Annotated in this window: 17 protein-coding genes; 7 read left to right on the plus strand and 10 right to left on the minus strand. The window is 60.4% G+C overall.

What is annotated here, in order from left to right; translation table 11 throughout:
- Positions 1-23 precede the first annotated feature (23 nt).
- From N005_RS12820 to N005_RS12830, 3 genes are all read left to right on the plus strand, one after another.
- Complete coding sequence (locus N005_RS12820) at positions 24-485, plus strand: MarR family winged helix-turn-helix transcriptional regulator (RefSeq protein WP_047701538.1); 462 nt, start codon at positions 24-26, stop codon at positions 483-485.
- Positions 486-830: 345 nt separating this feature from the next.
- A complete protein-coding gene (locus tag N005_RS12825) occupies positions 831-1,250 on the plus strand; it encodes an organic hydroperoxide resistance protein (protein ID WP_024776690.1) in 420 nt (139 codons plus the stop codon).
- Positions 1,251-1,284: 34 nt separating this feature from the next.
- Complete coding sequence (locus N005_RS12830) at positions 1,285-2,298, plus strand: alpha/beta hydrolase (RefSeq protein ID WP_047701539.1); 1,014 nt, start codon at positions 1,285-1,287, stop codon at positions 2,296-2,298.
- A gap of 145 nt (positions 2,299-2,443) precedes the next feature.
- Here N005_RS12830 and N005_RS12835 read toward each other — a convergent pair whose 3' ends face one another.
- Entirely contained in the window at positions 2,444-3,013 is a 570-nt protein-coding gene (locus tag N005_RS12835) for an elongation factor P (protein WP_007955690.1), read from the minus strand.
- 48 nt (positions 3,014-3,061) lie between these two features.
- Positions 3,062-4,195: an elongation factor P maturation arginine rhamnosyltransferase EarP gene (gene earP / locus N005_RS12840; RefSeq protein WP_047701540.1), complete on the minus strand. Its 1,134-nt coding sequence runs from the start codon at positions 4,193-4,195 to the stop codon at positions 3,062-3,064.
- A 121-nt stretch (positions 4,196-4,316) separates the two neighbouring features.
- Here earP and N005_RS12845 point away from each other — a divergent pair, with 121 nt between their 5' ends.
- Together N005_RS12845 and N005_RS12850 are read left to right on the plus strand one after the other, a co-directional pair.
- Positions 4,317-4,703, plus strand: coding sequence for a cytochrome b/b6 domain-containing protein (locus tag N005_RS12845; RefSeq protein ID WP_047701541.1), 387 nt, complete (start codon positions 4,317-4,319; stop codon positions 4,701-4,703).
- 2 nt (positions 4,704-4,705) lie between these two features.
- Positions 4,706-5,188 carry a GreA/GreB family elongation factor gene (locus N005_RS12850; protein ID WP_047701542.1) on the plus strand — a complete coding sequence of 161 codons (483 nt, stop codon included), beginning with the start codon at positions 4,706-4,708 and terminating at the stop codon, positions 5,186-5,188.
- A gap of 6 nt (positions 5,189-5,194) precedes the next feature.
- On the opposite strand, the gene cysB is transcribed toward N005_RS12850, so the two are convergent.
- From cysB to N005_RS12870, 4 genes are all read right to left on the minus strand, one after another.
- The gene (gene cysB, locus N005_RS12855) at positions 5,195-6,169 is read right to left on the minus strand and encodes an HTH-type transcriptional regulator CysB (protein ID WP_041020064.1); all 975 of its coding nucleotides are present in this window, start codon (positions 6,167-6,169) and stop codon (positions 5,195-5,197) included.
- Positions 6,170-6,279: 110 nt separating this feature from the next.
- Complete coding sequence (locus tag N005_RS12860; RefSeq protein WP_047701543.1) at positions 6,280-6,780, minus strand: universal stress protein; 501 nt, start codon at positions 6,778-6,780, stop codon at positions 6,280-6,282.
- Between the two features lie 87 nt (positions 6,781-6,867).
- Positions 6,868-7,773, minus strand: coding sequence for a 5'-nucleotidase (locus tag N005_RS12865; RefSeq protein ID WP_047701544.1), 906 nt, complete (start codon positions 7,771-7,773; stop codon positions 6,868-6,870).
- 20 nt (positions 7,774-7,793) lie between these two features.
- Entirely contained in the window at positions 7,794-8,747 is a 954-nt protein-coding gene (locus N005_RS12870) for a putative 2-dehydropantoate 2-reductase (RefSeq protein WP_047701545.1), read from the minus strand.
- 388 nt (positions 8,748-9,135) lie between these two features.
- On the opposite strand from N005_RS12870, the gene N005_RS12875 reads away from it, so the two are divergent.
- Positions 9,136-10,212, plus strand: coding sequence for a 3-deoxy-7-phosphoheptulonate synthase (locus N005_RS12875; protein ID WP_003183777.1), 1,077 nt, complete (start codon positions 9,136-9,138; stop codon positions 10,210-10,212).
- Between the two features lie 73 nt (positions 10,213-10,285).
- Here N005_RS12875 and N005_RS12880 read toward each other — a convergent pair whose 3' ends face one another.
- The gene (locus N005_RS12880; RefSeq protein WP_024776680.1) at positions 10,286-10,567 is read right to left on the minus strand and encodes a GNAT family N-acetyltransferase; all 282 of its coding nucleotides are present in this window, start codon (positions 10,565-10,567) and stop codon (positions 10,286-10,288) included.
- A gap of 633 nt (positions 10,568-11,200) precedes the next feature.
- Here N005_RS12880 and oprI point away from each other — a divergent pair.
- Entirely contained in the window at positions 11,201-11,452 is a 252-nt protein-coding gene (oprI, locus tag N005_RS12885) for an outer membrane lipoprotei OprI (RefSeq protein ID WP_011335311.1), read from the plus strand.
- Positions 11,453-11,579: 127 nt separating this feature from the next.
- Here oprI and N005_RS12890 read toward each other — a convergent pair whose 3' ends face one another.
- From N005_RS12890 to N005_RS12900, 3 genes are all read right to left on the minus strand, one after another.
- The gene (locus N005_RS12890) at positions 11,580-12,551 is read right to left on the minus strand and encodes a L,D-transpeptidase family protein (protein WP_047701546.1); all 972 of its coding nucleotides are present in this window, start codon (positions 12,549-12,551) and stop codon (positions 11,580-11,582) included.
- Positions 12,552-12,782: 231 nt separating this feature from the next.
- Positions 12,783-13,076: a hypothetical protein gene (locus tag N005_RS12895; RefSeq protein ID WP_024776677.1), complete on the minus strand. Its 294-nt coding sequence runs from the start codon at positions 13,074-13,076 to the stop codon at positions 12,783-12,785.
- Positions 13,077-13,132: 56 nt separating this feature from the next.
- A complete protein-coding gene (locus N005_RS12900) occupies positions 13,133-13,738 on the minus strand; it encodes an arylesterase (protein WP_047701547.1) in 606 nt (201 codons plus the stop codon).
- Positions 13,739-13,742 lie beyond the last annotated feature (4 nt).

Consider the following 13,742-nt stretch of genomic DNA (forward strand, 5'->3'; position numbering starts at 1 on the left):
CATTATCGATTGAAGGTTTTGCCATGAGCCCCCAGCGCGACACTCCCGAACCCTGCGAAGCCCTGTTGCTCGACAACCAGGTCTGCTTTGCCCTGCATTCCACGTCACTGATGATGACCAAGGTCTACAAGCCGTTGCTGCAAGCCCTGGGCCTGACCTATCCGCAGTATCTGGCGATGATGGTGTTGTGGGAAAAAGACGGCTTGACCGTCGGTGAAATCAGCACGCGCCTGCTCACCGACCCCGGCTCGCTGACGCCCCTGCTCAAGCGCCTGGAGGCCGAAGGCCTGCTGAGCCGCACCCGCAGCCGTGAAGATGAACGGGTGGTCATCGTCGAACTCACCGAACAGGGCCGCGCACTCCATGAAAAAGCCCTCGATATTCCCCAGTGCATCCTCGCCGCCAGCGGCCAGACACTGGAACAGCTGAAAAAGCTGCAACTCGACCTGCAGGCACTGCGCAGCCACTTGCAGGACAGTCTGTAGCCTCATCCCCAGGGGATGGGCTCGTTTGCGAAAACATCCTCTTACCGCTATCGCGAGCAGGCTCGCTCCCACCCGGGTTCTGAGCGTCCACAGAAATCGCGTCCACCACGGCCACCTGTGGGAGCGAGCCTGCTCGCGATAGCGTCACTCCAGCCTCCGCAAAAAAAATTCAATTCAACCAAACAGCTCTAATTCAAGGCTTTCATGCCCATTGCGCCCGAAAAACAGTCCCTCGAACAAAAATTTATCTTGCACACTAAATATTAGCGATCTATATTCGCTTCACACCTACTTAGCGCGCAAACATTTAGCGCAAAAACACCACCCAGAAACGAGGCTCTCATCATGCAAACTCTCTACACCGCAATCGCAACCTCCACCGGCGGCCGTGACGGTCGTGCGATCTCCAGTGACAACATCCTCGACGTCAAACTCGCCACCCCGAAAGAACTCGGTGGTGCCGGCGGTGCGGCGACCAATCCGGAACAACTGTTTGCCGCCGGCTATTCGGCCTGCTTCATCGGCGCCCTGAAATTCGTCGCCGGCCAAAGCAAGCGCAAGATCCCGGACGATGCCTCGATCACCGCTCATGTCGGCATCGGTCAGATTCCCGGCGGTTTCGGTCTCGACATCGACCTGCACATCAGCTTGCCCGGCCTGGACCAGACCGACGCGCAAAGCCTGGTGGACGCGGCTCACCAGGTCTGCCCGTACTCCAACGCCACCCGCGGCAACGTTGATGTGCGCCTGCACGTGACCGTTTAACCCACCGATCCGGACCGAACCCAAGGAGATTTCCATGAACACGTTCACCAAGGCCCTGACCGGCACCCTTCTCGCACTTGGCGTCAGCAGCGCCTTCGCCGACGGCATCGTCGAGCACAACACCCAGGCGTTTCTCGACGCATTGAATGCCGGCACCGGCAAGCCCCTGGAACAACTGTCACCGAAGGACGCCCGCGCGGTACTGGTCGGTGCCCAGGCGGGGGTGAAACTGACCTTGCCCAAGGCGGATATCAGCGAGAAGACCATCCAGGTCGATGGCCAGTCGATCAGTCTGACCATCGTTCGCCCGGCCGGGGTCAAGGGTGAGTTGCCCGTGTTCATGTTCTTTCACGGCGGTGGCTGGGTCCTGGGAGATTTCCCGACCCACGAACGCCTGGTTCGGGACCTGGTGGCGGGATCGGGAGCCGTGGCGGTGTTCGTCAACTACACGCCCTCCCCCGAGGCGCATTACCCGGTGGCGATCAACCAGGCCTATGCCGCAACCAAGTGGGTGGCCGAGCACGGCAAGCAGATCAATGTCGACGGCAAGCGCCTGGCCGTGGCGGGTAACAGTGTCGGCGGTAACATGGCAGCCGTCGTGGCCTTGATGGCCAAGGACAAGGGCACGCCGGCGATCCGCTTCCAGGCGCTGTTATGGCCGGTGACCGATGCGAACTTCGAGACCGCGTCCTACAACCAATTCGCCGAGGGACATTTCCTCAGCAAGAACATGATGAAATGGTTCTGGGACAACTACACCACCGATGCCGGGCAACGTAACGAGATCTACGCCTCGCCGCTGCGGGCCAGCACCACACAACTCAAGGGCCTGCCGCCCGCACTGGTGCAGACCGCCGAAGCCGATGTACTGCGCGACGAAGGTGAAGCCTACGCACGCAAACTGGATGCGGCGGGCGTGCCGGTCACGGCGGTGCGCTACAACGGCATGATCCACGACTATGGCTTGCTCAACGTGGTCAGCCAGGTGCCGGCGGTGCGCTCGGCGATGTTGCAAGCATCTGAAGAGCTCAAGCAGCACTTGAAATAAGCGCACAGGAAAGCCAGGCGCAGCCACTGTGGCGAGGGAGCAAGCTCCCTCGCCACAGCGTCCAGCCCCGAAAAAACCTGTTCAGGCCAAGAGAAATAAAAAAGCCCGACTCAATGGTCGGGCTTTTTCATACACAAGACTTCGCTTATTTAGCGCGGCCTTTGTAGGAACCGCCTTCGCGGGTATCGATCTCGATCATATCGCCGATTTCGATGAAGTCAGCAACCGACAGCTCGGTACCGTTCTTCAGTTTGGCAGGCTTCATCACCTTGCCGGAAGTGTCGCCGCGAGCGGAACCTTCGGTGTAGTCAACCTGACGCACGATGGTGGTCGGCAGCTCTACGGAAACCAGGCGGCCTTCGAAGAATACGGCTTCGCAGACGTCGGTCATGCCTTCTTCCACGAATGGCAGAACGCTTTCGATGTCTTCGGCGTTCAGCTCGTACATGGTGTAGTCAGTGGTGTCCATGAACGTGTAGGAGTCGCCGCTGATGAAGGACAGGGTCGCTTCCTTGCGGTCGAGGATCACGTCGTCCAGTTTGTCGTCCGCACCGTAAACGGTTTCGGTCTTGTAACCGGTCAGCAGGTTCTTCAGCTTGGTCTTCATGATCGCGCTGTTACGACCCGACTTGGTGAATTCAGCTTTCTGAACCAGCCAAGGATCGTTGTCGATACGAATCACGGTACCGGGTTTGAGTTCTTTACCAGTTTTCATTGCGAATATCCGAATTTGGATGGGAGTGACAAAAATCTAGGCCGCGTATCATATCCAATTTCCATAAAACTTCACCAGCGCCGCGGCAAGATCGGCTCGCGAAGCCTGTTCCAGGCACCACGCACGGGCATGTTCAGCCAGCGTCGGCAGCTGTTCGCAGGTGGTGTTCCAGTGTTGGGACATGTCTCGGCCGGCATTCCACGCCCGCCAGAGACCGCTCATCGCTTTTTCGGCCGCCTCTGGAAGCCCCTGGGTGTAAAGCCTGAGAAATGCGTCGAGTTTTTCCAGATGAACGTCTTCTTCCTGCTGGTAGATATGCCAGAGGAAAGGTCGACCCGCCCATTGCGCGCGCACGAAGGAGTCCTCGCCCCGCACCGCATTGAAATCGCAGCACCAGAGCAACCGATCGTATTGATCCTGCCGGACAAACGGCAGCACCTGTACCGTCAGGGCGCCGCGTCGATGCAATGCACCGACCTTGAGATCGGTAACCCCGAGCCAACGCTGGACATCCCCCAGCACCCGCCCTTCGGGAACCAGCACATGGGACGGCCGGGTATCGCCGGCCATCGCATCGAACCAACTGGCCAGGCCGGCATTTTCGTAGGCAAACAGCGAAATAAGCCGCGCATCCGCTGCCCGCTCGACGCCCAAACCTTGCAGGAACGTCCGTTGCGCCGTGACGTCCTGTTGAAACTGCCGACGCCGTTCCAGCAAGCCAGACTCACGCAGCAAGCCGCCGGTCCCCTCGCGAAAGCCGGGGAAAAAGAAATACTTCTGGACATGCTTGTATTTGACCGAAGGCAACCCGTGGCAGCCGGTCACCCAGTCCTCGGCGCTCAGGTAGTCCAGGTTCATCCAGAGCGGCGTGGTCTGGCGCTCCGCCATTGCGTCCATGTAGGCGCCGGGCAACTGGCAGGCAAACGCAGCGATCACCACATCGGCGGCATCGGTGCCCGGCCAGTCCTTGGGCCAATGGCGCACATCCACGCCTTGTTGCCATTGCTCGGCCAGCGTGACGTCGATTTCCGGACAGAGCCGTTCGAAGGCTCGCAGGTCATCGACCCATAGCCGGACCGCGCACTGGTGCTCGGCCACCAATTGCCGGGCCAGGCGCCAGGTGACGCCGATGTCGCCAAAGTTATCGACGACGGTGCAAAAAATGTCCCAACGCACGGTCATTCCCGATTCCCTGTGGCAAAGCTTCGATTGTCCCGAATAAACCGATGATGCAGAAGAGCCGACGGCGATTAATCTTCATGCGACAATCACAGCCTACACGTGCCCCTGCCAGGAAGCAGCCATGCCTGATCACCCTCCCGCCCCGCGCCTCACCGCCTTGCAACTGACCATCAGCATTGCCCTGGGTCTGTGGCTGGGATTCCTCGCTATTGTGCTGACGGGCTGGCTGCTGTCTAGATTCGTCCTGGGTGAACAACTCGCCCCGGTGGCCGCCGCCGTGCACCAACTGGCGCAACCGCCAGCCGTGCAACCGCCTCCCGAACCGCAGAATTCCATGTTCGAGCAGTACCAGCAGAACCTTCACCGTAACGAACAACGGCAAGCCCTCGACCAGGCGCGCAGCAACCCGCGCAATCAATCCAACCCCAAGTGCCAGTTCTGGCTGGAACAGGATCGGAACGCGCCGAGCGAGAAGACCCGCGCCAACGTTTTGCAATTCTGCGACTGATCATGAACAAACAGACCGTCCACCAGTTGATTCTCGACAAGCTCAAGGTCGATCTCGACATCGCCGAACGCGCCGCGCAGACCGCCTACGAAACCGCGACCCACGAAGAAAACATCGCCGAGAACAAATACGACACCCTGGGTCTCGAAGCGTCCTACCTCGCCGCCGGACAAGCCAGGCGCGTGGAAGAAATCCGCCAGGCCCTCGCCCTCTGCCAGAACCTGGCCCTCAGGCCCTATGACGCGCAGCGCGGCATCCAGGTGGGTGCCCTGGTCGGGCTGGAGGATGAAGACGGTCGCCAGCAATGGTTGTTCCTGGGGCCTGACGCTGCGGGATTGAAAGTCTCGCTGGTGGGGCAACCGATCACGGTCATCACCCCTCGCTCGCCGCTGGGCCGAGGCCTGCTGGGCAAGTTCGAAGGGGATGAAGTGGAGATCGTCGTAGCGGGCGCCCGGCAACAGTTCGCTGTCACCGAGGCGATATAGCGAAGATCAGTGCACAGGCAGTTCGACGCCCTCGAACAGTTCTTCGAGCTCCTGCTTGTTGTGGCACTGGATGGCCTTGGCCATGACTTCCCGGGTCAGGTGCGGCGCGAACTTCTCGATGAAATCGCACATGAATCCCCGCAGGAAGGTGCCGCGGCGGAAGCCGATCTTGGTCACGCTGGATTCGAACAACTCGCTGGCATCCAGCACCACCAGGTCACTGTCGAGCTTGGCATCGACCGCCATCTTCGCCACGATGCCCACACCCAGGCCAAGGCGCACGTAGGTCTTGATCACGTCGGCGTCGGCCGCGGTGAACACCACTTTCGGCGTCAACCCGCGATGGCTGAAGGCCTCGTCGAGTTTCGAACGGCCCGTGAAGCCGAACACGTAGGTCACGATGGGGTATTCGGCCAAGGCTTCCAGGGTCAATTTGGGCAACTTGGTCAACGGATGGCCCTGGGGCACCGCCACGCAACGGTTCCAGCGATAGCAAGGCATCATCACCAGGTCGCCGAACAACTCGAGGGCTTCGGTGGCGATGGCAAAATCCACCGTGCCATCGGCAGCCATCTCGGCGATCTGCATCGGCGAGCCCTGGTGCATGTGCAGTGCCACGTCCGGGTACTGTTTGATGAAGTTGCTGATCACCGGCGGCAGTGCATAACGCGCCTGGGTGTGGGTGGTGGCGATCGACAAGGTGCCTTTTTTTTCGTTGGAAAATTCCTGGGCGATCTGCTTGATGCTCTCGACCTTGCGCAGGATCTCGCCGGCCGTGGTGATGATGCGTTCGCCCGCCGGGGTCACACGGGTCAGGTGCTTGCCGCTGCGGGCGAAGACTTCGACGCCCAGTTCGTCTTCCAGTAGGCGGATCTGCTTGCTGATGCCGGGTTGTGACGTGTAGAGGCTTTGCGCGGTGGCGGAAACGTTGAGGTCGTGGTGCGCCACTTCCCAGATGTAGCGCAGTTGTTGAAGCTTCATATGTATCCCTCAAAGCAGTTGGACGCCACGGGCATCAGCGACGGTATATAACTATATGAATGGTCGTGGCAATAAATCTAGAACTTTTTATAAAAAGCCATCATTTGGCCTTAAGCTTCTCCCTGGCGCCGACGCTGCACCAGCGGCACCAGATAGACCGGCACCCGAGCCAACTGCAAAACCCGGGCGGCGGTACGGCCCAGAGGCGTTTCACCACTGGCCCCCTGGCAGTGACTGCCTACGATCAGCAAATCGACGGAGAGTTTCGCAGCCTGTTCGAGAATGACCTGGGAAGGATCGCCCTGAAACACCCTGACCGACCTGATCAGCTTCAAATCCTGCTGCCCCTCCCCCAACTCCTCCCGGAAACTGTCGAGCACCCGCTGTTCGATATTGGCCATCACCGTATTCAGACCCTGTCGATGGAATTCGTTCAGCGCCTGCTCGTCGAGATAGCTTTGTAACACCGATTCGGCAAACAGCCCCATCGGTTCTACCGCATGCACTACATACAACTCGGCTTTAAACGTCCGTGCCAACGCCAAGGCATGCTGCATCACATAAGGGGCGTAGAGCCCCAAGTCTGTGGCGTACAGCATCGAGCGAATCATGTGACCTCCTCGCGTGCCAGAATGGCGGAGATGGATTCAGCTTAGCAGTGCCTTGAAGAGTGCGACGGGCCCTGGAAAACGGGACAGTCAGGGCTTCACTTCGTTACTGATGCCGTGGGGCACGTGGCCGGTGGCAACCACCTCGCGAGCCAGTTCGCAGTGGCCCGTCTGATCGTCGAAAAACACGTCGGCGGCAAAGGCTTCGAGGAACGCAGATTTGGTCAGGCCACCGAGAAACAGCGATTCGTCCAGACGGATGTCCCACTCGCGCAAGGTCCGGATAACCCGCTCGTGGGCCGGCGCCGAACGGGCGGTGACCCGTGCCGTGCGGATCGGGCAGGCATCCTCCGGGAACTCTCGTTGCAGGGCATTGAGCGCCGCCAGGAAGCCCTTGAACGGCCCGCCTCGCAACGGCTCGCGGGCTGACTGCCGTTCGCTGGCCTGGAACGCTTCGAGACCACCGGTCTGATAGATGCGCTCCGACTCGTCGGAGAACAGCACCGCATCGCCGTCGAAGGCAATACGCAGTTCCTCACTGGCGGCGCGACTGGCACCGCCCGAGAGGATCGTGGCCGCCGCAAAGCCGGCGTCCAGGGCGCTGCGCACGTCTTCGGCATGGGTGGACAGGAAAAGATCACAGCCGAACGCCTTGAGGTATGGATAAGGACTGCGCCCGCCGACGAACGCGGCGCGGGAGATCGCCAGACCATAGTGGTGAATCGAGTTGAACACCCGCAGGCCCGTGTCGGCGCTGTTGCGCGACACCAGGATCACCTCGACCCGGGCACGCCCCAGGTGCTGGTTGAGGCTCAACAACTTCTGCACGAGGGCGAACGCATCGCCGGGTTCGAGGACTTCGTCTTCATGTTCGATCTGGTATTGCCGATAGGCCTCGACGCCGCTCGACAGATACACCTTGTGGCTTTCACGCAGGTCGAACAGCGCCCGCGACGAAATCGCCAGCACCAGTTTGTCATCGATGTTGCTTGCCATGTCGCTCCCCCTTCGCCTGTTCAGCGGTTGCGCCGATCCATGAACGCCAACGCCTGGTACAAGGCCTCGATTTTCGGTAGCTCACACCCCGCCGCTTTCGCCGACGCCAATGGCCGGCCGTAGATCGCATCCAGTTCCAGCACGCGTTTGTGGGAATAATCGTGATACATGCTCGGCCAGTAATCGGGCATCTTTTCGGTCATCGCGAACAAATACCCGGCGTAGTCCGGTGCAAATTGATGACCGCAGGCCTGGGCGCCGCGCACCACTTCGGCCATCAACGCCTGGATCAGCCCACGGCTGTGATCGTCGGCCATCAGCGGCGTGGTGCTGGCCCCCAACAGCACCGAAAGACCGTTATACGGCACGTTCCACACCAGTTTCTGCCAGCGCGCCTGTTGCAGGTCGGGCATTGCCTGAGCCTCCACGTCGGCGGCCCGGAACAGCGCTGCTGCCGCCTCGACAACCGTCATGCGTTCAGCCTGGTCGTGACATGGGCCGCTGTGATAGCCGATGTTGACCGAGCCAAGAGCCTGGTGGGCGATGACGCCCGGGCCGACGCGGTGTACGCAGATCAGGCACAAGCCGCCCAGCAGATGCAACGACTCTGGCAGCAACGGACGCAGCGCCTCTTCGACATCGAGGCCGTTCTGCAGGAGCACGACCTTCGCACCGTCAGCCGCTGCCTGGACGATGGCCGGGGCCAGGTCGGCATTGCTGGTGGTCTTGGCACCGACCAGCAGCCAGTCGCAGCGCGGCATGTCCGCCGCACTGCGATACGCCTGGACCGGATCCAGGCTCAAGGGGCCGTGGACCGCGCTGTCGATACGCAAGCCGTGCTCGGCCACCGCGCCGAATTCACTGCGCAATAAAAAGTGCACATCAAAGCCGGCGCGCGCCAGCATCACCCCGTAGAAGCCGCCGATGGCTCCGGTACCCATCATCCCGATCCGGGGTTTTACGCCTGCCTGCATCTTTGCGACTCCTCTGGTGGAACACTCGGCAATCATTACACAGCCCCCTGTGGCGAGGGAGCTTGCTCCCGCCGGACTGCGAAGCAGTCCCACAACCTGATCATCCAACTCCCGGTCAGATCAACTGATCTGCTTGCCCGGCGAAGCGCCGGGTCGCCCTCGTTGCTCCCTCGCCACAATGAAATCCAGACTGAATCGAAGAACAATCCCTGCAAGACTCACTTACAACACCTTTTCCCCTGCCAACAGGGGATTAAACCCCGACCTGCCCATTGTCGAGCAACCTCGTAACGCGCTAAGGTTCGGCTCCCCGACGCGCTTAAATCCGCTGTGCACCGCCGCGCGGGGATCGCTGGCGGCCGGCACCCGTGACCTGACGAGTAACACGATGGCTGATTTACCGATCAATGACCTTAACGTCGCCTCCAACGAGACCCTCATCACGCCTGACCAGCTCAAGCGCGATATCCCCCTGAGCGACGCTGCCCTGCGCACCGTGACCAAGGGGCGGGAAGTCATCCGCAACATTCTCGACGGCACCGACCATCGCCTGTTCGTGGTCATCGGGCCTTGCTCGATCCATGACATCAAGGCCGCCCACGAATACGCCGAGCGCCTGAAAGTGCTGGCGGCGGAAGTTTCCGACACGCTGTATCTGGTCATGCGGGTGTATTTCGAGAAACCCCGGACCACCGTCGGCTGGAAAGGCCTGATCAACGATCCGTACCTGGACGACTCGTTCAAGATCCAGGACGGCCTGCACATCGGTCGCCAACTGCTGCTGGACCTGGCCGAAATGGGTCTGCCCACCGCGACCGAAGCCCTGGACCCGATCTCCCCGCAATACCTGCAGGACCTGATCAGCTGGTCCGCCATCGGCGCGCGCACCACCGAGTCCCAGACCCACCGTGAAATGGCCTCCGGCCTGTCTTCGGCCGTGGGCTTCAAGAACGGCACCGACGGCGGCCTCACGGTCGCCATCAACGCCCTGCAATCGGTTTCCAGCCCTCACCGCTTCCTTGGTATCAACCAGGAAGGCGGCGTGTCGATCGTCACCACCAAGGGCAACGCCTACGGTCACGTGGTGCTGCGCGGTGGCAACGGCAAGCCCAACTACGACTCGGTCAGTGTCGCCCTGTGTGAACAGGCGCTGAACAAGGCGAAGATCAAGCCGAACATCATGGTCGACTGCAGCCATGCCAACTCCAACAAGGACCCGGCATTGCAACCCCTGGTGATGGAGAACGTGGCCAACCAGATCCTGGAAGGCAACCAGTCGATTATCGGCCTGATGGTCGAGAGCCACTTGAACTGGGGCTGCCAGGCGATCCCGAAAGACCTCGCCGACTTGCAGTACGGCGTCTCCATCACCGATGCCTGCATCGACTGGAGCGCGACCGAGAACACCCTGCGCAGCATGCACGCCAAACTCAAGGACGTGCTGCCGAAGCGTCAACGCAGCTGATCGATCATTTCGCCGCACAATAAAAAACGCCGGGCTTTCAAACCCGGCGTTTTTTATTGTGGAATCCGTTGCCTCAGAGCTTCGCCGCGTGCCGCTGGTGACGCTCCATGTAGCGCTCCACGTAGGAGCAGGACGGGATCACCGTGTAGCCCATGTCTTCGGCGTACTGCAGCGCCTTTTCGGTCAGTGCCGCCGCAATCCCCCTGCCACGCAGGGCGTTGGGCACGAACGTCCGATAGATATCCAGGGTCTGTTTGCCCAGGTCCATATAGGTCAGATAGGCACGATGACCGTCCACAGTGGTCTCGAACTGATGACCAGCCTGGTCATGGTGGATGGACAACGCCTCGCTCATCACTACTCCTCGCGGGTCTGAATGCTGACCCCTACCTTACCGATGTTTTTCCGGCGAAGGAACATCTACGCCACCCCGTGCCTGTCCGGTCACCGAGCGCAAAAAATCAATCACTCAAACCCGAGCACGTCGTGAATAGTAGGCACCAATGACGCAAATGCTCAAGGCACACCTGTCATTGGAGGGTAGCCCCGTCGGATTTAGCGACTTGAACGCCATCGCTGCACTGAAGTCAGCGAAGGTGCAATAGCTGAACATCGCCAGTTGTTGAGTCTTGAGACGAGCGTGCGTAGTTAAAGTCACCAGAGCTGCCAATAAAGATGCCCGGACACTGCACAAAAAATGAACAAAAGTGTAGGCGAATCAATAAACAGCGACTTTAGCGCCCCCTCAAGAGTTCCTCGGGCTAGCGGAACTTTTGTGCACTGGCGCGCTCCATTCAAGGGCTTGGCGCTGTATATTTTTTAAACAACAGCAAGAAAAGTTGCTCGAAAAAGAATCACCGCCTACAATTTTTTTGCTTCTTGCGCTACGTCAGTTTACTTACTACAAGTAATGGGTAGTATGTACGCCGGCTAACTCCTCACTCTGAGGAGACAGTCACTAAATAGAAAGTCCTTGAAGGGGAACACGATGAACAACGTTCTGAAATTCTCTGCTCTGGCCCTGGCCGCAGTTCTGGCTACCGGTTGCAGCAGCGCATCGAAAGAAACCGAAGCACGTCTGACTGCTACCGAAGACGCAGCAGCTCGCGCCCAAGCTCGTGCAGACGAAGCCTACCGTAAAGCTGATGAAGCTCTGGCTGCTGCTCAAAAAGCACAACAGACTGCTGACGAAGCTAACGAGCGTGCTCTGCGCATGCTGGAAAAAGCTAGCCGCAAGTAATAGTCCTTCGGGATTGTTATCGAGCCGACCCATTTCCTGGGTCGGCTTTTTTATTGCCCGGTGTTTTCCCCCAGGCAATAAAAAACCCGCCGCGCATCGCAAGACGCCGGCGGGTCGAAACAGGAGCTTACTGCTGCAGGTCGATCGGTGCGCTCGAAACCATCGGCGCCGAAGCGTTCGGAACGGCGATCTCGACCGGCAGGCCATCTTCGGCGGCCACCACGTCACGCACCACGTTCCAGTCCATGCGCAGGTTGCTGGTGATGTCTTCGCGCTTGAGCATCGCGTTGATCACCGCGGTGTGCTTGTCCACCACCGATGGGTTGCCCTTGTCATCCAGTGGTGTATGGGCTTCCAGGTAAACCTTGCCGCCGCTCAGGCCCAGTTTGTAGGGGTCGTTGATGATCCGTACCGACGTGCCCACCGGCACCATGCCGGCCATTTCCAGGACATTGTTGTTGAACATGCGGAAGCAGCCATGGCTGGTGCGCATGCCGATACCGAATTTCTTGTTCGAGCCATGGATCAGGTAGCCCGGGGTGCCCAGGGTGAACTTGAATGGCCCCAGCGGGTTATCGGGACCCGCCGGCACCACGCTTGGCAACGGGTCGCCGTCGGCAGCATGTTCGGCCCTGATCGAGGCTGGCGGGGTCCAGGTCGGGTTCGGCGTCTTGGCGGTGATGCTGGTGTGGGCGATGGGCGAGCCCCACCCTTCACGACCGATGCCCAGCGGGAAGGTGTAGACCACATTCTTGCCCTTGGGGAAGTAGTAGAGGCGGTACTCGGCAAGGTTGATCACAATGCCTTCGCGCGGACCTGGCGGCAGGATGAAACGGGTCGGCAGCACAATCTCCGTGCCAGCGCCCGGCAACCACGGATCGACACCCGGGTTGGCGGCGACCATCTCGGTGTAGCCCAGGTCATAGGTCGTGCCCAGGTCGGCGAAGGTGTCTTCGTATTTGGCCTTGATCACCTGCACCTGGCCGACGATGTCCTCGCCCGGCGGTGGCAGGGGCAGCTCCAGTGCGGCAACGGGCCCCGCCGTACACAGGGCGGCAAGAGACAGGCAGCGGGCGACGGCAGGCAAGCGCAGCAACATCCGGGACATCCTTCGCAGATCGAACAGAGGGTATGAAGACGGCGATTGTACACCGCAGCCCGGTATTACGGGGAGAGCGGCGATGGTCCGTCCGATACATTGCCGTCCAGCTCGCACCTGTGGGAGCGAGCCTGCTCGCGAAAGCGGTGGATCAGCTTGCAGCGATGTTGGATGTGCCGGCGTCATCGCGAGCAGGCTCGCTCCCACAGGGGCATGTTTGAATCCCGGGGCCTACAACTCGAACCGCAGCTCCGGCCAGATCGGCGAGGTACCGCGCTTCTGGGACTCAAGGATCGCCCGGCACAGCGAGCACAGGCGATGATCCTGGAATATCCGCCGATCGACGGCCGACCAGCGCGGCTGGGCCGGCAGCAGGCTGCCGCAGAGTGTACGGTCCGCCGAACCACCGAGCTCCAGTTGCCGGGTCACCAGATGCACCCGTACTTCCTGGCAGGCGAACAGGTCCAGCTGTTCGTCAGGCTCGATCAGTTGGTAGGCAAACAGGGACCAGGCGGGACGCGGCATCGGGGGCTCCAAATCGGGGGCGCCACATTAGCCGAAAGACCGTCTCTAGAAAAGCGTCAAAGCAGCGGTTTCAGTGTCGGCCAGACATTTTCCAGCAACTTGCCCTGGGCCGCGACGGACGGGTGCAGTCCGTCGCCTTGCATCATCCCTGGAACCCCACCGACGTCCTTGAGGAAAAACGGCACCAGCGGCACTTTTTTCTCCTCGGCCAGGGTGCTGTAGACCTTGGCGAAGGCATCGGTGTAGCGCCGGCCGTAATTGGGCGGCAGTTGCATACCCAGCAGCAGCACCTTCGCACCGCTGGCGCGGGCGCTGTCGATCATCGCTGCAAGGTTTTGTTGCAATTGTGTTGGCGGCTGTCCGCGCAAGCCATCGTTGCCGCCCAACTCCAGGATCACCAGGTCCGGCTTATGGGCTGCAAGCAGCGCCGGCAGCCGCGCCTGGCCTCCCGCGCTGGTGTCGCCACTGATGGACGCATTGACCACTTTGTCATCAAAACCCTCGGTCTTGAGCCGTTGTTCGAGCAACGACACCCAGCCTTGCCGGGTATCCAGGCCGAAAGCCGCGCTGATACTATCGCCAACGATCAGGACTGTACCCGCCGCTGCGTTCTGGACCATGCACATCAAGGCCAGGCCGGCACTCAAAAACCACACACGCATCGGA

This window comes from Pseudomonas mediterranea CFBP 5447 (genome assembly GCF_000774145.1).
In the GTDB taxonomy this organism is placed as follows: Bacteria; Pseudomonadota; Gammaproteobacteria; order Pseudomonadales; family Pseudomonadaceae; genus Aquipseudomonas; species Aquipseudomonas mediterranea.

Bases quoted from the DNA above. Each gene is read 5' to 3' on its own strand.
- N005_RS12820 (WP_047701538.1), top strand. From the start codon at position 24: ATGAGCCCCCAGCGCGACACTCCCGAACCCTGCGAAGCCCTGTTGCTC.
- N005_RS12825 (WP_024776690.1), top strand. From the start codon at position 831: ATGCAAACTCTCTACACCGCAATCGCAACCTCCACCGGCGGCCGTGAC.
- N005_RS12830 (WP_047701539.1), top strand. From the start codon at position 1,285: ATGAACACGTTCACCAAGGCCCTGACCGGCACCCTTCTCGCACTTGGC.
- N005_RS12835 (WP_007955690.1), bottom strand. From the start codon at position 3,013: ATGAAAACTGGTAAAGAACTCAAACCCGGTACCGTGATTCGTATCGAC.
- earP (WP_047701540.1), bottom strand. From the start codon at position 4,195: ATGACCGTGCGTTGGGACATTTTTTGCACCGTCGTCGATAACTTTGGC.
- N005_RS12845 (WP_047701541.1), top strand. From the start codon at position 4,317: ATGCCTGATCACCCTCCCGCCCCGCGCCTCACCGCCTTGCAACTGACC.
- N005_RS12850 (WP_047701542.1), top strand. From the start codon at position 4,706: ATGAACAAACAGACCGTCCACCAGTTGATTCTCGACAAGCTCAAGGTC.
- cysB (WP_041020064.1), bottom strand. From the start codon at position 6,169: ATGAAGCTTCAACAACTGCGCTACATCTGGGAAGTGGCGCACCACGAC.
- N005_RS12860 (WP_047701543.1), bottom strand. From the start codon at position 6,780: ATGATTCGCTCGATGCTGTACGCCACAGACTTGGGGCTCTACGCCCCT.
- N005_RS12865 (WP_047701544.1), bottom strand. From the start codon at position 7,773: ATGGCAAGCAACATCGATGACAAACTGGTGCTGGCGATTTCGTCGCGG.
- N005_RS12870 (WP_047701545.1), bottom strand. From the start codon at position 8,747: ATGCAGGCAGGCGTAAAACCCCGGATCGGGATGATGGGTACCGGAGCC.
- N005_RS12875 (WP_003183777.1), top strand. From the start codon at position 9,136: ATGGCTGATTTACCGATCAATGACCTTAACGTCGCCTCCAACGAGACC.
- N005_RS12880 (WP_024776680.1), bottom strand. From the start codon at position 10,567: ATGAGCGAGGCGTTGTCCATCCACCATGACCAGGCTGGTCATCAGTTC.
- oprI (WP_011335311.1), top strand. From the start codon at position 11,201: ATGAACAACGTTCTGAAATTCTCTGCTCTGGCCCTGGCCGCAGTTCTG.
- N005_RS12890 (WP_047701546.1), bottom strand. From the start codon at position 12,551: ATGTTGCTGCGCTTGCCTGCCGTCGCCCGCTGCCTGTCTCTTGCCGCC.
- N005_RS12895 (WP_024776677.1), bottom strand. From the start codon at position 13,076: ATGCCGCGTCCCGCCTGGTCCCTGTTTGCCTACCAACTGATCGAGCCT.
- N005_RS12900 (WP_047701547.1), bottom strand. From the start codon at position 13,738: ATGCGTGTGTGGTTTTTGAGTGCCGGCCTGGCCTTGATGTGCATGGTC.